14 protein-coding genes are annotated in these 18,188 nt (G+C 55.5%); 3 read left to right on the plus strand and 11 right to left on the minus strand.

The genetic code is table 11. From position 1 onward, the window contains the following. Positions 1–10: 10 nt before the first annotated feature. The 3 genes from CLV58_RS26555 to CLV58_RS26565 all read right to left on the minus strand — a co-directional run bounded on the left by CLV58_RS26555 (position 11) and on the right by CLV58_RS26565 (position 2,497). On the minus strand, positions 11–1,435 hold the full coding sequence (locus CLV58_RS26555; RefSeq protein ID WP_106140874.1) for a chloride channel protein: 1,425 nt from the start codon (positions 1,433–1,435) through the stop codon (positions 11–13). A gap of 57 nt (positions 1,436–1,492) precedes the next feature. Continuing rightward, the gene (locus CLV58_RS26560) at positions 1,493–2,047 is read right to left on the minus strand and encodes a fasciclin domain-containing protein (RefSeq protein WP_106140875.1); all 555 of its coding nucleotides are present in this window, start codon (positions 2,045–2,047) and stop codon (positions 1,493–1,495) included. A gap of 96 nt (positions 2,048–2,143) precedes the next feature. Then, on the minus strand, positions 2,144–2,497 hold the full coding sequence (locus tag CLV58_RS26565) for a DoxX family protein (RefSeq protein ID WP_106140876.1): 354 nt from the start codon (positions 2,495–2,497) through the stop codon (positions 2,144–2,146). A gap of 146 nt (positions 2,498–2,643) precedes the next feature. Here CLV58_RS26565 and CLV58_RS26570 point away from each other — a divergent pair, with 146 nt between their 5' ends. After that, on the plus strand, positions 2,644–2,934 hold the full coding sequence (locus CLV58_RS26570; RefSeq protein WP_106140877.1) for a hypothetical protein: 291 nt from the start codon (positions 2,644–2,646) through the stop codon (positions 2,932–2,934). A gap of 83 nt (positions 2,935–3,017) precedes the next feature. Here CLV58_RS26570 and CLV58_RS26575 read toward each other — a convergent pair whose 3' ends face one another. The 5 genes from CLV58_RS26575 to treF form a co-directional block, all read right to left on the minus strand. Further along, positions 3,018–4,190, minus strand: coding sequence for a glutathionylspermidine synthase family protein (locus CLV58_RS26575; RefSeq protein WP_106140878.1), 1,173 nt, complete (start codon positions 4,188–4,190; stop codon positions 3,018–3,020). Between the two features lie 20 nt (positions 4,191–4,210). Next, on the minus strand, positions 4,211–5,863 hold the full coding sequence (locus tag CLV58_RS26580) for a glycerol-3-phosphate dehydrogenase/oxidase (RefSeq protein WP_106140879.1): 1,653 nt from the start codon (positions 5,861–5,863) through the stop codon (positions 4,211–4,213). Between the two features lie 74 nt (positions 5,864–5,937). Further along, positions 5,938–6,561, minus strand: a complete 624-nt coding sequence (locus tag CLV58_RS26585) for a Cj0371 family chemotaxis-regulating polar lipoprotein (protein ID WP_106140888.1) — start codon at positions 6,559–6,561, stop codon at positions 5,938–5,940. An 81-nt stretch (positions 6,562–6,642) separates the two neighbouring features. Continuing rightward, the gene (locus CLV58_RS26590; protein ID WP_106140880.1) at positions 6,643–7,392 is read right to left on the minus strand and encodes an outer membrane beta-barrel protein; all 750 of its coding nucleotides are present in this window, start codon (positions 7,390–7,392) and stop codon (positions 6,643–6,645) included. A gap of 75 nt (positions 7,393–7,467) precedes the next feature. Then, positions 7,468–8,997, minus strand: a complete 1,530-nt coding sequence (gene treF, locus CLV58_RS26595; protein WP_106140881.1) for an alpha,alpha-trehalase TreF — start codon at positions 8,995–8,997, stop codon at positions 7,468–7,470. A 147-nt stretch (positions 8,998–9,144) separates the two neighbouring features. On the opposite strand from treF, the gene CLV58_RS26600 reads away from it, so the two are divergent. Continuing rightward, the gene (locus tag CLV58_RS26600; RefSeq protein ID WP_106140882.1) at positions 9,145–10,401 is read left to right on the plus strand and encodes an MFS transporter; all 1,257 of its coding nucleotides are present in this window, start codon (positions 9,145–9,147) and stop codon (positions 10,399–10,401) included. A 168-nt stretch (positions 10,402–10,569) separates the two neighbouring features. Then, a complete protein-coding gene (uvrB, locus tag CLV58_RS26605; RefSeq protein WP_106140883.1) occupies positions 10,570–12,591 on the plus strand; it encodes an excinuclease ABC subunit UvrB in 2,022 nt (673 codons plus the stop codon). 111 nt (positions 12,592–12,702) lie between these two features. Here the strand turns inward: uvrB and CLV58_RS26610 are convergent, their stop codons facing one another. The 3 genes from CLV58_RS26610 to CLV58_RS26620 all read right to left on the minus strand — a co-directional run bounded on the left by CLV58_RS26610 (position 12,703) and on the right by CLV58_RS26620 (position 17,883). After that, the gene (locus CLV58_RS26610; RefSeq protein ID WP_245882477.1) at positions 12,703–13,146 is read right to left on the minus strand and encodes a hypothetical protein; all 444 of its coding nucleotides are present in this window, start codon (positions 13,144–13,146) and stop codon (positions 12,703–12,705) included. A gap of 307 nt (positions 13,147–13,453) precedes the next feature. After that, positions 13,454–15,535, minus strand: a complete 2,082-nt coding sequence (locus CLV58_RS26615) for a glycoside hydrolase family 97 protein (protein ID WP_106140885.1) — start codon at positions 15,533–15,535, stop codon at positions 13,454–13,456. 152 nt (positions 15,536–15,687) lie between these two features. Further along, positions 15,688–17,883, minus strand: coding sequence for an alpha-galactosidase (locus CLV58_RS26620; protein WP_106140886.1), 2,196 nt, complete (start codon positions 17,881–17,883; stop codon positions 15,688–15,690). Positions 17,884–18,188: the final 305 nt, after the last annotated feature.

The raw sequence follows: 18,188 nt of genomic DNA on the forward strand, positions 1-18,188 counted from the left end.
GTATAACGGTTTATGATTTGCTGGCAGCTGCGGCCGCAGCCTTTGGTTGCCGTGCTAACGCTTCACTGAGAAAGCCCGCTTTCAGGTGTTCGTAAAACGACTCCGGATCAACGAGCGACGCGGCTCCCTGTGCCAGCATACCGCCCAGCAACAGCTGGAAAATAACAGAATGCCGGTCGGTCATTTCCAGGACAAGGATAGCCGCCGTAAACGGTGATCGCACGACGCCGGTCAGGAAGCTAACCATGCTGACCAGCACGATCAGATTGTGATCGGTATTGGGAATGCGAATGAGTCGCGCAATACCGTCGCCCATGATCGAGCCGACGCTTAATGAGGTTGCGAAAATACCACCGGCGGCTCCGCTGCTGTAACTCAGCGCCATCCCGACCCAGCGCACGGCCGCCAGATACCAGGGTGTGTGGTAGTTATTCTGGAACAACAGCCTGTTGATGATTGGTTTACCCGTACCAACAGAATCAGCCCCAATCCAGTACGCCAACCCACCCAATAGCAGGCCGCAAGCGGCCACCCAGCCCGCCTGTGCCCCCAGCGTACGAAACTGTTTCCGGTAGCCATTCAGCCAGAGAAGGGATTTGGCAAACAGGGCACCCGCCATGCCACAGACGACGGCAACGGTCCCCACCCCCAGCCAGACCATACCGCCCGACATCACCACACTCGGATAGCCCAGATACAGGTACGGTCCCAGCAGCCCCTGTGCCGTCAGTCCCGCGATGATAACGGCCGTAAACACAGCCGTTCTGAAGTGTGTAATATGCGTCTGCGTAAGCTCTTCGACCACAAACACGATACCGCCAAGGGGCGTGTTGAATGCAGCGGCCAGGCCGGCAGCGCCCCCCGTAATCAGGGCAATCTGTCGCGACAGTTGTGGCCAGCCGACGGGTTGTAGCCGGTTGATCGCCCGAAAAATAGCCGCCGAAACCTGTATGGTTGGGCCTTCGCGCCCGATAACACCACCACCCAGCAACAGTACAACACTACTCAGCACCTTGACGACGGCCACGCGCATACCGAGCAGCCAGCCCGTTTTTCGGTAGTTGACGGGTGTCGACAGTTCGATAGCAGCCATCACCTGCGGAATACCGCTCCCCCGTGCAGCCGGTGCCAGTTGCCGACACAACAGCCAGGCAAGCAGGAACGCCAACGGCGTCAGCACAAACGCCAGCAACGGTTGGGCGCGTAGCCAGGTAAAGCTGGTTTCTTCCGCCCAGACAAACACCCGCTCGTAGGCAACCGCCACAATACCCGTCAGTAACGACGCAATCCAGAAAGGCAGGCTTTGCAATACCGTTCGCCGGACACGCGCGGAGTATAAGGACCGAACGATGCGCTGATCGATTACCGATAGCACACGCTGGTAAAAGGAGGGTTGTTCTTCGGGAGATGGCTGCTTTTCTGTTGCTTCCGGCATGCCTGCTTGCTGTGGTGATTGGTTACGTAATAGGACTCACCGGACAGACCCGGCTCTTTATCGAACGTCGGCTTGTGGCAGATTCTTTTCCAATACCTTGTTGATCGTGTGAATAACGCCGTTGGTAGCCCGAATATCGCGTTCGATCACGTCCGCAACCGTACCACGTCCGTCAGTGATTGTAATACTGTCGCCCTGCTTATGCACGACCAGGATCTGTCCCAGCACGTTCGTCAGTGTTTGTCCGTCGCGCAGTTTATCCGACGTGTAGCTACCCCGAATGACGTGGTAGGCCAGCATGCGCGACAGTCGTTTCTTGCTGGAAGGCAGAAGCAGTCCTTTCAGCGTCGCGTCGCCCAGTTCGTCAAAAGCGCCGTTGTTCGGCACAAAAACGGTGTAAGGCCCGGCCGGATTAGCCTGCTTATTCAGGCCCGACTCGTTCAGGATTTGTAAAATAGTCGTGTAATCAGGTTGGCCCTGTAAACTGGCCAGCATCGATTGACCGGTCGCTTTTCCACTGGCCCGCAGCGTATCCTGACTAGTCTGCGCAAGCAGCGACGATGTAGTTAGCAACAGGGCAAATACGGCGATAACACATTGATTTTTAAGCATGTTTTCGGGGCATTGAGTTTACTTGACAAGATAACAGGGACTGCAAGCCGTCCGCTTACTCAACTACCGGCACACTGAATAGTTTGGTGATCGCAATTACCGGGTATACCGATAGGCCCACCAGATTAACAGGCCCTGCAAGGGAAGCCGACCCCAGCGTAGCCAGTCGGGTATCTGCGCAAACCGATCGGCCGTTGCCATGTATACATTGGCGGGGAATACGGCAATCAGCAGCAGAATCAGCCCCCAGGCCGCCCAGATACGCGTCGCCGGCAGCAACAAACCCAGTCCCAGCACAATTTCGGCAACGCCACTTAAATCGACCAGTAACTGATGCGCGGGCAAGTACGGCGGCATAATAGCCAGATACAGCCGGGGGCGCACGAAGTGATTGACTCCCGCACCGATGTATACGAGTGCCTGTATGTATAACCCCGCTTTGTAAAGCATATGTCTTCCGTTTACGATTTCAGTCGGTTCCGTCACCTAATTCCGGCATTCCGCCACAGGAGTCCATGACGGTTTTAAACCCAGCCCGACCGGTCACGTCAAACCGACAAAATCAAGCAAATTCCTACACACAACAACACACGATTATGAACACCAAATCCGTTTTCGTTGCCCTGCTGGGTCTGTTTCTATCGGTCGGCGCGTATGCCCAACACCAGCCGGGTGTCTACAAAGTGAAGCCAAAACGGTCGCCCGAGGAGCGAGCCGCCCACCATGCTCAATTGAAAGAAAAACTGGCACGCATGTCGCCCGCCGAGCGCGAAGCCTTCAAAAAAGCCCACCACGACAAGCGGCAGGCCCGACTCAACGCCATGACACCCGAACAGCGCGCCCGCTTTACGGAGCGCCACGCGGATGGGAAACGCAGCCGTTCGTAGTTTACAGTTTTCGGTTTACGGTAGCTGACGCCAGAAAGATTACGCGTCAGCCACCGTAAACTGTATACTGAAACCCGTAAACCCTATTCCACTACGTGCCCGACGAAACTGGCGGTGTTGTCGAGAATGGTACCACCCCGCCGGAAGCCGAGTCCGCAGGCAGCACCGGCGTAGAACACCCCCGCCTGGTACCGACGTCCGTCACTATCTTCCGGGAAGTCGATGTATTCCTGGTAGATCTTCGGATACGCGTCGTAGTCACCGTCGACAGCGTCGCGGACACTACCGTCGGCGTTCAGCACACGCACGTTAGCCCCTTCACGACCGAACACGACTTTCTCGACGCAGGCTTTGCCCGCCAACGGTTTAGCGTCGGTTTCGAGCAGCAGTGGGTGATTGGGGTACAATTCCCACAGAATTTTCAGAATGTGTTTCGATTGGAACAGCAGCGTATATGCCGGGTTGAGAATCAGCGCGTGCCGCTTCCTGACAATATCCGTGAGTATTTCGATCAAATCCGGCTCTTCGTCGGCAATGACTTCCCACGGCACCAGTCGAAACCAGAAGTCCATTTTTTCGAACTGGCTGTTGCGCGGGTTCTGCCAGAAAATACCCTCTTCTTCCGAAAACTCAACTTCGTCGATAAAGTCGAACTCAACCTCGAACCCTGCTTCGCGAGCCGCTTCCCCCAGCAACGACACATTGGCGTCGTCTTCGGGAAAGTTACGCATGGCCGATAGCAGCAGCGACGGTTGCAGGTCGGGGTTGACGGCCAGAATCTCTTCGAACTGCGCCGTCAGCGTTTCAAATACGCTGTTGAACTGCCGGCTCTCATCACGCCCGTTAGCCTTCAGGTGTGCAAATTGCACAACGGCCGTCTCGGGCAGACAGGTCGCCGTGTCGGCGTTGAACTCGATTAGTTTGATAGGCTTCCCATCGACGCCACCAGCCAGATCGAAGCGACCGTACAAGTGAATATTACGATCATCGTCCCACGATAAGTTGATCAGCTCGACCAGACTGTCAGGAATACCCAATTCTGCAAACCGGTTCTGATCGATCACCAGCTGACCAGCCGCGACAAACATGTCGAACAGTTCGTTGGCGGCTTCTTCGTACGCATCGACTTCATCGGCGGTTACGACAACAACTTCGTTGGACAGGTAAGGCAGCGTGTCCTGACCAAGCATCCAGTCCCAGCCGAGATTGCGGAGCTGCGTATCGGGTGCTTTGGGCAGTGAAGTAAGGATGGGCATTGAGGGTATAGAGAAGGGGGTTAGGCGAACGAACGGGTCTCGGTTTTCATACCGGCCTGTTTCTGAAAAGAAGTTAACAACGACAAATAATCGGCCAGATGGCTGTCGCGCTGGGCGGACGTCCAGTTCAGGGACACCGCCAGCAGATCGGCCACCGCAGCAGCCGCCTGCGCCGTCAGCTGCCAGTCGGCCAGTTCGAGCCGCCAGCGTCGAGCCAGTACGTCGCGCAGAGTCATGGCCATTTCGTGCTGTACCTGGTAAATTACTTCGGCCCGGATGTAGGGCTGCTGGTCGAGCAGCCGGTCACGGAGCGTGTCGTCGTTACGCGTCAGAGCGGCTACCTGCACAGCGCGCGTTCCGTACGTACGCATCAGGTGCTGACACACATCGTCGGGTAGGTTGTATTGCTGGTGAAGCTGCTTCCAGTCGTCGAACCGATAGTTCTCACCACCGACCAGGTAATGCGTATCGGTCGTACAAGGGGCGGGGCGGCCCAGTTGGTCGCCCGCCTGATCGATAGCGTCCTGTGCCATCAGTCGATAGGTTGTCCATTTACCCCCCAGCAGACTGAGCAGCCCCGATCTTTCGTCGTGCTCGACTTCGTGATCGCGCAGCAGCGTTTTGGTGTCGGCCCGGCTGCTAACGATGAGTGGTCGGATACCGCCAAAGCCCGCTTTTACGTCGGTCCGTTTGGGCACCTGCGCGACGTAGGGGGCCAGGGTTTCCAGCAGGTAGTCGATTTCGGCGGGTTCGAGCACCGGCTCCGCGTTCAGATCCCGGTAATCGTTATCGGTTGTTCCGACGAAGACCTGATCGCCAAACGGGATCGCGAAGACCACCCGACCGTCGGGTGTTTTCGGAATCAGCATGGCACTGTCGCTGTTGAGCACCGATCGGGGCAGTACCATGTGTACTCCTTTACTGGGTCGGATGCGCGACTCAAGTGCCGGATTGGCCAGCAGCCGGATGGCATCGGCATACGGGCCCGTGCAGTTCAGAAACAGCGTTGCCTGTATCGTTAGCGACTCATCGGTTAATTGATCGGTCAGCGTCGCCCGTTCGATACGCCCATTGGCATCGTGCGAAAAGGCGGTCAGCGCCATGTAGTTGGCAACAGCCGCGCCCGCTTCAGCTGCCGACTGTGCCAGCGCCAGCGCGTAGCGGGCATCGTTGAGCTGTCCGTCGTAGTACTGCACGGCACTATGCATGCGGGGCGTCAGCGTCGGCATAACCGACAAGGCTTCTTTCCGACTCAGCCAGCGGCCTTTCGGAAAGGTGCTGTCACGCGCAAAGAAATCATAGAGCGCCAGGCCGAACGAGATGTACAGACCTTCAAACCGGCTGAACACAGGGGTCAGCAAGCCCAGCGGATGGGCCAGATGGGGCGCGTTACGAATCACCGTCCGGCGCTCAGCCAACCCATGCCGAACCTGCTTCAACTGGGCCAGATCGAGTTTCTTGATGGCCTGTTCCAGATAGCGAACCCCACCATGAATCAGCTTGGTTGACCGGGACGACGTTTCGCCCGAAAAATCTCCCCGGTCGATCAGGGCGACGCGGTAGCCGCGCAGGGTAGCATCAAGGGCGGCTCCGGCCCCACTGGCTCCGGCTCCGATGATGCATATATCAAACGGTTCGGTTTGTAATCGTCTTTTAGCAGCGTCCCGGTTCATAGTATAAAGGTACGTTGGGGAATCACCAACAAGTTGCCTGTCTATCAACTAATTTATTCAACTCATTGGCCCCTTTATGACGAGAAACCCCCACTACGGCCACGACCAAAGAAGCCGCTCCGACCACCCGATGGGCGACTGGTGCTGACAACCCGCGAAGAGCGCACACTTTCCCGCACCTGACTCGACCGTTCGTACACCCCACGGTTGGCATATACGCCGGCTCCGTATTGCTGCGCATCGTCGCGGTACTGGGGTGCCGTCGAACGCCCGAGCATGTAGCCGAGACCGCCCCAGAGCAATGCACTCGACAACCCGCTGTGATGCGGCTGGTTCTGATAAGCACCCGGATTGTTCAGGTAACTGCGCGTCGACTCGTCGCTTTCCACCAGCCGTTTGGCCGCAGCAACGCTCAGCGTATCCCGGTGTCCGTCGGCATAGTTGACGATTGCGCCGGCCTTGTCGGGACTAACCGGTACCTCATCGGTGATTTTGAAGGTACCCGGCTGTGTTTCGGTGATATAGGTACGCACACCCCGGTCGAAACGGGTTTCGGTGCGCTCGGCTTCCTCGTCACGGCGATTGTTCCCGCAGCTCTGTAGCAGTACGGAACCGTTGAGCAGCGCCAGCGACAGGGTGGTACTGAGGGTAATATCTTTGACACGGCGGAGTACGGCGCGTCGGCGAAAGGGAGTCATAGCAGCAACGTTTGGTACATCGAAGCTACGACACGGTTCCGCCTGCTGCAAGTGGCAGCGGATAAACGGTCGTGCCGGTCGCTAGAACGGACGATTTGAATTGACGAGCAATAGCGTAAGGCCCGCCGACACGCCCATCGTACAAATCTGTCGATCGCTGCTGTAGTAGGGCATTTCCGAGCTACCGTTTGCGCTCCACGCCCGCGTCGACAGGTTGTTGAAGGTCAGTACGGCGTAGCTGAAATCGGCGTTGACATGCGCCGACAGCCACGGATTGAGCCGGTAACGGGCCGACGTACCGCCCCCCATCGCCAGCGCCGAACTTTGCGAGCTAACCGTCTGAATCGACACGGGGGTTGGCCCATACGTACCGTTCATCTGTGTTTCCGGCATCGTGGCACGCGCCCAGCCAGCCAGCAGTCGACCGTCGAAGGAGAACCGGCCTTTGGGTATCGTAATGTAGGGGCCAGCCATGATGGTCGTCACCGACCAGTCGCCCGCTTCGGCAGTCCAGTTAGTAGCCGCGTCGGTACCCATTGCATCGACCATTGCGTTCGTCTTGACGATGTTGCGGTGCTGTTCCGCCCGAACCATCAGCCCGACACGATCCAGCACCCGATACCCAGCCGAGAGGTTAAGAACCAGCCCTGGTCCGGCACACATCGACTTCCGATCTGTTGCATTGTGACTATAAGTACCCAGCGGTAGGCTCACCCCACCAGCCACAGATACGAATGCTTTCTTGTCCTGCATGGACAGGATAAACGTTTTCTGCCCGAACGATAGCGTTACTAACCCAAGCAGCAATAGTGGTAGCAAAAGGGATTTCATAGACAGACGAAGGTTTCGTCTGATCTACCAAACAACTATAGTACCAATCATGCTACATAAATATACAAACCCTATCTATTTGTTAACATATTTATCGAATCGCAAATAAACGCCATTTGTCCAGCCGAATCCGTCCTGATTTGGATACTCTCCTCCGCCGGTACTCAGGGCTGCATCGACCACATTGTACTTCTCCATCATCTTACCCGTCGCCCGGAAAACCCGGTCATTCAACGACAGCCAGTTATCGCGCCCGGTGTCAGCTGTTTCGGTAAAACTATAGTTGATGAGGCCCTTGTACACGATCCATTGCAGCGGTGCCCAACCGTTCGGCCAGTCCCACTGCTGACCCGTTTTCTGTAGCGTTGTCACCCAGCCGCCCGCCTGTAGAAAATCCGTGTTGAGCCGCTCATGAACGGCCGCAGCCTGCGCATCGGTAGCCAGGTTGACGAATAACGGGAAAGCACCGGCCAGCGTCAGCCCAGCGATCCGTTTACCATTGACCAGGTCATAATCGTGGAAGAATCCGGTTTCCTGGTCCCAGAAAATTGTCAGGATAGCCTGTTTCCGAGCAGTGGCAAGGTGGTCGAACTGTACCGCTTTATCCGACTGACCGGCATGTTCGTAGGCCTGCCGGAGTGTGTCCTCCAACGCGTAGAGCAGGCAGTTGAGATCGACGGGTACGATGTCGGCAGCTCGAATAGTGGCCATTGTCGCTTCGTTTCCCAGCCAGCGACTGCTGAAGTCCCAGCCCGACTCACAGGCCGCCCGTATGTGCACGTACAGTTCGGCCGCCATCGGCCCGGCCAGGTTCAGCTTGCCCGACAAGTTTATTTCTTCCCGGTATGATTCAGGGCGTGGTGTGGGCGTATCGTCCCAATAGCGGTTCAGCACGACGCCGGATACTGTATCGAGCCGTACCGTCCGACGGCTGATCGATTTGGTAGCATCCCCCGCATCGTTCATCCAGAAGTCGTATTCGCACTGTAGCTGTGGCAGGTAGTTCGTCAGGGCGTCGGGACCGTCGACTTCCGCCAGCAAACCCACCATCAGCGCGAAATAAGGCGGCTGCGACCGGCTCAGAAAGTACGTCCGGTTGCCGTTCGGTATGTAGCCAAACATATCAATCAGGTGGGCGAAATTGTCGATCATGTCGCGCATCAGATCGTGCCGACCTGAATCCATCAGACCCAGCATGGTGAAGTAGCTGTCCCAGTAGAATATCTCCCGGAAACGGCCACCCGGCACAACGTACGGCTTCGGTAGCGGCACCCGCGAATCGTACGGTACAGCTTCGTCGGCCGGGCGCGTAAGGCGGTCCCACAACCGGTGAATATGCGCGACGGGGCCCGCTGCAATATCGCTCACAAAACCATCCCCCCCCGTTGGTTCAGGCACCCTGAACGTAGCCATCACGAATGCTTTCAGGTCGAAATCAGGTTTACTCTTTTCGCTTTCGTACAGCGCCAGAAGCTGCTCAGGAGCCACCAGTGGCACACAATCGACGAAGGTTTTTGAATCAGAAAAAATGCGGCTGGTCTGTACGTCGATAAACAAGTCGCCGAGCAGTTGATCGGGCGAGAGGGGGCGGGTTTCGTTGGTCAAGGCAAAACGATTTTAGCGAATAACCGTACTGTCCGGCATACGTCCCGACAGGCAGCTGAATTTTGTCACTATTAGTTGACAAACTGTTAAACTTTGTCAAAGTTGCGTACATAATTTCATTCGTTCAACCCAACATACCTCGTCTGTATGAGCCACTGGCGCGTTAAGCTTTCACTGCTGCTGAATTACTTCGTATTTGCGATTTTGCTTAACAGCGTCGGGACCGTGATTTTGCAGGTTCAGAACAATTATAAAGTGTCGGCTTCGTCGGCCAGTGTGCTCGAAGCGTTCAAGGATCTGACCATCGCGGTTGTCTCGTTTCTGGTGGCTTCGTATAGCACCCGTATCGGCTACAAGCGGGCTATGCTGCTGGCCCTGGCCATAGTCACCTTCGCCTGCCTGCTGATGCCGCAGGTACCCGCCTTCTGGACAACCAAGCTGCTTTTCGCGGCCACGGGTGCCAGTTTTGCGCTGATCAAAGTGTCGGTTTTTGCGACGATTGGCCTTATTACCGAAGACCGAAACGAACACGCCAGCTTCATGAACTTTCTGGAGTCGTTCTTTATGATCGGCGTGTTATCGGGCTACTTTTTGTTCAGCGCGTTCGTCGATGATACCAACCCCCAATCAACCGCCTGGCTAACGGTCTATTATGTGTTGGCCGTCATTGCCGGGCTGGCCTTTTTGCTACTGCTCAGCACGCCAGTCGATGAGTCGAGCGTACAGCACGAAGCGGGCAAAAGCCTGATCGATGATTTCGGCGATATGGTTCGGCTGGCTGTCACGCCCGTCGTACTGGTATTTATTCTGTCGGCCTTTGTTTACGTGCTGATGGAGCAGGGCATTATGAGCTGGCTACCGACCTTCAACAGTCAGATTCTGAAACTTCCGACCTCGCTCAGTATTCAGATGGCCAGTATTCTGGCCGCCAGTACGGCCCTGGGGCGGTTCCTGGCGGGGCTGATTCTGCGCCGGATTTCCTGGTACTGGTTGCTCACGATCTGTCTGGTCATCGCAGGTTGCCTCGTCATCCTCGCGCTTCCGCTGGCGACATCAGTCGATGGACGCAACGTGACCGGCTGGGCTACGGCTCCGATAGCCGCCTTTATCTTCCCGATGATCGGCCTGTTTATCGCCCCGATTTACCCGGCAATCAACTCAGCGATTCTGAGCAGTCTCCCACTGCGGCAGCACGGGCCGATGGCGGGTCTGATCGTGATTTTCTCCGCGCTTGGTGGCACAACGGGGTCCATCATCACGGGGCATGTATTCGAAGCATACGGCGGGCAGACGGCTTTTTATTTCTCGCTCGTCCCGATTGGGCTGCTGCTCGTTTTACTAACACTCTTCAGTCGGATGCAGCCGACAGTCAAGCCCACTGTGACTACCACAGTAGGCCATTAGCCACCGGTTATCGGTCGTCAAAAAACGGTTGCTGGTCGAAATGCGTTGTAAGAAAACAAGGCCGTGCATAGTCACAATTCCAGCTCTTCCTACCAGTAAGCTTGTTCAGAAAGCGTATTGGACATGAGCGACATTTTGAGTATCTTAGCCAGATTACAAACGCAGCTAATGAACTTTAAATTAACCTCTGAATTTCAGCCTACCGGCGATCAGCCCAAAGCCATCGAACAGTTGGTGAAAGGTGTTCGGGAGGGCGAACCGGCGCAAGTGTTACTCGGCGTAACGGGGTCAGGCAAAACGTTTTCTGTCGCCAACCTGATTGCGCAGACCAACCGGCCAACGCTTGTCCTTAGCCATAACAAAACGCTGGCCGCCCAGCTCTACGGCGAGTTCAAGCAGTTCTTCCCTGAAAACGCAGTCGAGTACTTTATCTCGTACTACGACTACTACCAGCCGGAAGCCTATATCGCCACGACCAACACCTATATCGAGAAAGACCTGGCCATCAACGAGGAAATCGACAAGCTTCGTCTGGCGGCTACCTCGGCTCTGATGAGTGGTCGGCGCGACGTGATCGTAGTAGCCTCGGTGTCGTGCATTTACGGCATGGGTAACCCGGAAGAATTCAAGCGCAACGTCGTGCGGATCGGTGTGGGCGAGCAGATGAGCCGCAACAACTTTCTGCATCAGCTGGTCAGCATTCTCTACAGCCGGACGGAAGGTGATTTCCAACGGGGCAACTTTCGGGTAAAGGGAGATACGGTCGATCTGTACGTTGCCTACGCCGACTTTGCCTACCGGGTCATTTTCTTCGGCGACGAGATTGAAACGATTCAGCGCATCGACCCGTCGACGGGTAAGAAAATATCCGACGAGAACCTGGTCACGATCTTCCCGGCCAATCTGTTCGTCACGGGTCGCGATACATTGAACGGGGCCATTCACCAGATTCAGGACGATATGGTCGCGCAGGTGCGGTACTTCGAATCGGAGTTTCGCGAACAGGAAGCGACGCGCATTCAGGAACGGACCGAGTTCGATCTGGAGATGATGCGTGAACTGGGCTACTGCTCGGGTATCGAGAACTATTCGCGCTACTTCGACAAACGTATGCCCGGTCAGCGGCCGTTCTGCCTGCTCGATTATTTCCCCGACGATTACCTGCTGGTGATCGACGAAAGCCACGTTACGATTCCGCAAATCCGGGCCATGTGGGGGGGCGACCGTTCCCGAAAAACCGCGCTGGTCGACTACGGCTTCCGGCTTCCCTCTGCGATGGACAATCGTCCGCTGACGTTTCAGGAGTTCGAGGATTTATCGGGGCAGACGATCTACGTGTCGGCTACACCCGCCGATTATGAACTGCGCAAAAGTGAGGGCGTTGTCGTCGAGCAGCTGATTCGGCCGACGGGGCTACTCGATCCCGAAATTGACGTGCGGCCCAGCCTGAACCAGATTGACGACCTGCTCGAATCGATCGACAGCCGGGTCAAGAAAAACGAGCGCGTGCTGGTCACGACGCTGACCAAGCGCATGGCCGAGGAGCTGACGAAGTATCTGGAGCGCGTGGGTATCAAGACCCGCTACATTCACTCCGAAGTCAAAACCCTCGACCGGGTCGAAATTCTGCGCGATCTGCGCCTGGGCAACTTCGACGTGTTGGTGGGCGTAAACCTGCTGCGCGAAGGGCTCGACTTACCCGAAGTGTCGTTAGTCGCCATCATGGATGCTGACAAGGAAGGGTTCCTGCGCGACATCCGGTCGCTGATTCAGACCATCGGTCGGGCCGCGCGAAACGCCAACGGCAAGGTAATTATGTACGCCGATACGATCACTGGTTCAATGCAGAAAGCCATCGACGAAACCAACCGGCGTCGGGCAATTCAGATGGAGTACAACACGGATCATGGCATTGTCCCAACGACGGTATTGAAATCGCGCGAAGCAATCATGGGGCAGACCAAAGTAGCGGATTCGAAGGCAAAGCATTTTTACGTCGAGCCGGAAGAGATTCGCATTGCTGCCGACCCGGTAGTAGCGTACATGGGAAAAGGCGATCTGGAAAAGGTCATCAACGAAACCCAGTCGAAGATGGAACGGGCTGCCAAAGAACTCGACTTCCTCGAAGCCGCCCGCCTGCGCGACGAGCTGTTTCAGCTACGCGATAAACTGAAGAAGGAAACGGCGTAGTTTTGATATAGTTTTTAGTTTTTCGATCTGAATTATATATACTTGTAACGGTTGGGGTGAGAGCCTCGACCGTTCCTTGAGGTGATGCAACCGGCCGGTACTAGCATCACCTCATTGTATTTTACGACTCATCGTTCCGTTGAATATATCTTTCCGCTTTAAGCGAACTAGCTCCCCCCGCCAGATAATCCACAATTCTTTAACGTTTGGCGCAGCTTTCATGCGGTTGATCACACCGCTACATAAATCGCCTTTCCTGATACTACTCCGAATGTCAAGTACTACGTAATCAGCCTGCCGACGAGCATCCCGAATTTCATTGTCGATAGCCGAGGCTGTAGGCCGCTGATTATGTTTGAATTCAATCACGATCTGTTCTCGTAGCAAATAAGCGTCTGGGTTCTTCATTCCCTGACTATCATCTATTGCCAACAGCCGAACTTGATAACCAAGTTTTGCTAACACGACAGCCGTTTCGATGTTGAGTTGGGTCTCATGCGAATTATGGGACAGATGCACTTCGACATAGCCGCCGGACGGCTCTTCTTCATTCATGCGGGGATCGGGGTAAACAAGTCGGTAGTTACGGGTGTCGGACATTGATCAAGTCGGCGTGGTGCAAGTCAACAAGTTCAGCACTTGCCATTACATGACAAAATTTTCATCCGTAATCGATTGTCTGTCTCGTATCTTCAGGCTGTGGCTAGCAGTGGATAGAATAACCACTGCTGGAAGCTGTGGGAGACGCGCAACTTAACCATCCCGGTAGCCCATCTAACCGAAAAAGTGTCAGCACCGAGTGCCCGAAGAAACTCCGTTCGCTCTGTGCTGACACTCCGTTATCTCTGTGTTTAAAACGCCCCTATTTCCGCACGAACTGAATAGCGCAGCCACCCCCGTTTGCCAAATGCAGGTTTAGCTTTGTTTTAGCCGTTACCGTCTTCTTTTCGATTACGTACGCTTCAGGATTTTTGTCCCAGTCGGCGGTGGGTGCGTCGCGGTAGATCGTCGCTTCATACGTTTTTCCCGGCTCCAGAAAACTCAGATTCAGCGGCAGATCACGACTGACTTCGTCGGTGATCGCGCCAACGTACCAGTTCGGCGACTGCTTATCCCGACGGGCAATCAGCACATAGTCGCCGGGTTCGGCAGCGAGTACATTGGTCTGTGCCCAATCGACAGGGACGTCGCGGATAAACTGAAACGCGTCGAGGTGCTTCTCGTAGTTTTCGGGCAAGTCAGCAGCCATTTGCAGCGGACTGTAGAGCGTTACGTACAAGGCCAGCTGTTTGGCCAGCGTCGTGCGGACACGGGTCGTACGGGTGCTGTCAAACTGATTCAGCCGCATGCGAAACAAGCCGGGTGTAAAATCCATCGGTCCACCCAGCAAACGGGTAAATGGCAGCACGGTCGTGTGCTCGGGAGTGATGCCCAGCGTCGGGGCGTTGTTGAATTCGCTACCCCGTGCTGCTTCACTCGCCATCCAGTTTGGATAGGTGCGGTGCAGCCCGGTCGGGTGAATCGACTCGTGCGAATCGACCATGATCTTGTATTGAGCTGCCTTCTCAGCGACGCGCTGAAAATGGTTGACCATCCACTGTCCGTCGTGGTGTTCGCCACGCGGAATAATCCGGCCCACATAACCCGTCTTGACGGTGTTGATGCCTTCCTTCACCATGTACTGAAAGGCTGCGTCCATGCGTCGTTCGTAGTTCGTCACTGAGCCCGACGTTTCGTGGTGCATAATCAGCCGAACGCCTTTCCGTTGCGCGTAGGTTGTCAGCGAGTCGATGTTGTAATCGGGGTAGGGCGTTACGAAGTCGAACACCTCTTCTTTCCAGTTACCGAACCAGTCTTCCCAGCCTACGTTCCAGCCTTCTACCAGCACACCATCAAAGCCATATTTAGCTGCGAAGTCGATGTACTTTTTCACATTGGCCGTGTTGGCACCGTGCTTCCCACCCGCCAGCGGCCAGTTCGCTTTACCGACGTGCATTTCCCACCACATACCGACGAATTTCTGCGGTTTGATCCACGATGGATCGGCGATGGTCGACGGCTCGTTGAGGTTCAGGATCATCCGCGACGCCAGTAAGTCAGTGGCTTTATCGCTGACCAGAATCGTGCGCCAGGGCGTTTGCGCGGGTGTTTGCAGATACGCCTTGTTGCCGACAGCATCGGGCGTTAGCTGACTGGTCAGCGTCAATGTTTTCTTGTCCAGTTGCAGCGCCATGACCGGGTAGTTTAGTACGGCAGCTTCGTACAGACTGATGTACAATCCATCGGCAGTCTTTGCCAGCAGGGGCGTCTGTACGGCGTTCGGTCCGATTGGCGACTGTAGGGCAATGTCTTTCTCCTTTGCCAGGGCCGCCGTCGCGTCGACCTCGCTTAGTTTGGTAAAATTGTAGAGGTACTCATTCGAATCGTAGTCGCCGGGCATCCAGAACGTACGGTGATCGGAGGCAAAACGAAACTGACTTAGTTCGTCGGCCACGACAAAATGGTCGAGTTTGGCCTGCTTCGGAAATTCGTACCGGAAGCCCACACCGTCGTTGAACACCTTGACGTGCAGGCGCATGCCGATTCCCGACCCGCCCTTATCCTGCAAGCTGACGATCAGCTCGTTGTACTGATTTCGAATCTGGATTTCTTCACCCCAGACCGGTTTCCACGTATCGTCTACGTTTGCCGAATCGATGGCCGTAATCGTAAACCGGTTTAGCGTCACCTGCGGTCGACTCAGCTTAATGCCCACGCCCGACGGCTCGATGACCGGTTTGTTTTTGTAGCGCACCTGGTAGGTGACCTCCCCCGATGGACTGTTTTGCACGGTTAGCCGAATGGCCTGATTCGGTGACCCAATCGACGTGGCAGACTGGGCGTGTAGCAGTGCCCCCGTCAAGCCGGTCAGCAATACGGTTAATACTGGTTTGTATAGGTTCATGGTTATCATAGGTTTCTTTTCGTAGCGACGCGATCGCTCCGGCACCCCGGCCTTTGCGTCTCAGCATGCGTCAGCAATAATCGTCCGGTAGCAAAACCTGCCGGCGGTGAGACGCAAAGGATTGCGTCTCTACATGTGGTTGCCGTTGATAGTTATGGTACTTGCGTCAGTTGCAGCACAACGCTGGTTCGGCGGGCGCTGACGTCGGGGTTCAGGCCGACGTTCATCAGGAAGGCTCCGCTGTACGTTTTGCTATCTTCCAGCGTCGACTTTGTGCCGGGATACAGATTAATCTCCGTGACCTGGTACTGTTTGGCGGGGTCCAGTCCAGCGAGTGGGATGGGTCGTTTCGTGTTGGTATCGACCACGCGGCTGTCGTGGAAGTACGTAAACATCACCGCCTTTGCCTTGTCTTCGCTGACATACGCCACGGACATGGCCGAGTTTTCGTGCGGGCTCAGCAGCCGGTACTGATCGCCGTGCCAGACGATGTCTTTGAAGCCATTGTAGTTTTTGATAGCCTGCTGACAGAACGCCAGATCGTTGGGGCTGAGGTGACTCACGACAACGTCGAAACCGAGTTTACCCATACTGGCCACGTCGACGCGGAATTTGATCGGTTGCTTCCCCCAGTCAGTGACGTGGCAGTCGGTGGTGATGGCGGGGAAGAAATACGAATAGTTCCACTGCTGAAAGATGCGTTCGACCGGCTCGGTATCGTCGCTGGGCCAGAACTCGGTGAAGTATTTCAGTAGCTCGTAATCGCCACGACCGCCCCCACCCGAGCAGAGCATCATCGGCACTTTTGGGTATTTGGCCCGGATACGTTCCAGCACCTTGTACAGCCCGCGTACGTACTCGACGTACAGATGCGACTGGGGCAATTTCTGCTTGTTGAGCCAGGCCGAATACGCGTTGTAAATGACGGCGTTGCAATCCCACTTGATGAATGCTAACTCCGGATTTTTAGTAAACAGGCCATCAACCACGCCGAAGACAAAATCCTGCACCTGCGGATTGGACAGGTCCAGTACGAGTTGATTGCGGTAGTACTTCTCGGGTCGGTCGGGCTGGCGAATCACCCAGTCGAGGTGTTTTTCGTATAGTTCACTTTTGGGACTGACCATCTCCGGCTCGATCCAGATTCCGAATTTGACGCCCGCTTTGGTGGCTTCTTTCACCAGGTAGCCGATACCGTTGGGCAGTTTCTTTTTATTTTCCTGCCAGTCGCCCAGAGCGGCATTGTCGCTGTTGCGCGGGTACTTATTACCAAACCAGCCATCATCCAGCAAAAACATATCGACGCCCAGCTTTTTGGTATCGGCAATCAGCGACGAGAGCTTGGGTTCATCGAAGTCGAAATAAGTGGCCTCCCAGTTGTTGAGCAGCGTCAGCCGGCTGCCATTGCCGTCGAGTACACGGTAGTCACGGGCCCATCGCTGCAACTGACGACTTGCCAGACCAGTACCCTGATCCGACAGACTGTAAATCAGCGAGGGCGTCGTAAACGATTTACCAGTTGGCAGCGTATAGGCCGACGCGTACGGGTTGATGCCCGCGATAAGCCGCAGCGTCTGGTACGAATCGATTTCAAAATCGAGTTTATAGTTGCCGCTCCAGGCCAGTTGCCCCAGCATGACCATACCACTGTTTTCCTGCGCCGGCTTGTCGAACGCGACCATGAAGTTGGGGGTACCGAGCAACATGGCGCGCGTTCCCAGCTTGGTGTCGATGGTGCGCAGACCCTGTTGCAGCTTTTCTTCCATCGGCTGCATCTCTTTCAAGTACGTTCCCTGAAAGCTGGTCAGGTAGAATGACTTGTTCGGAAAAAACAGGTTAGCCGACGCGTATTTCTGCAACACGACCGGCCCCTTCTCGGCATTACTAATCTCCGACCACTGCTCGACAACGTTCAGTTTTGGCCAGGTTTTGTAGAACAGCGTCACCGTCAGCTTATACACCGGATCGGCCAGTTTGACCGTCGTCAGGGTTGAATTAGCGTCGGGGCGGGTCGTCTGGTGCGACACGTATTTGAGGTCCAGTGATGGGTTACCGTCGGGATGCGTCACCTGAATCGCCGGTTCAACCAGGTTCCAGGTACCGGCGGGGGTGTAGGCGTTGTTGTAACTGCCACTGTTATCGCTGGGAAACTGATAGCCGTCGGCAATACCTCCGTAATCGGCGGATTGCGGCAGCTTTTTCCCGCAATACACCATGTTCAGGTAATTACTCTTATCGGTTTGCAGCACGACCGCGAAGTCAGCGGTTTCGATGGGTATGGTGGTTTGGGCGTGACTGTACCCGCCGATCAGCAGCAGAACGGTCAGCAGACGGTAGACGATAGGCATGAAGGGCGTCAGGGTTTCGTAGAATTACTGGCAATCTACGATTTACGCTAATATGTACACACGCACTATAGCTGGAACAGTGCCGGCGATATTACCCCTCAGCTCCGAAACGTCGGCCCGGCCTGACGGGGGTGAAATCCGCGCAGGAACTTCTCCCCCGTCAGGCCGGGCTGTTAAGTTCTAGTAAAATCTACCCCCCGCCCCCTAAAGGGCTAATCTTGTAGGGGTTTTAATTCGGATTGAGTCCATAACCTAGTTTGATGAAATAAAAACGCTCCACTGCCTGACTCAACACCCTGAGACCA

This window comes from Spirosoma oryzae (genome assembly GCF_003002825.1).
GTDB classification, from domain to species: Bacteria; Bacteroidota; Bacteroidia; order Cytophagales; family Spirosomataceae; genus Spirosoma; species Spirosoma oryzae.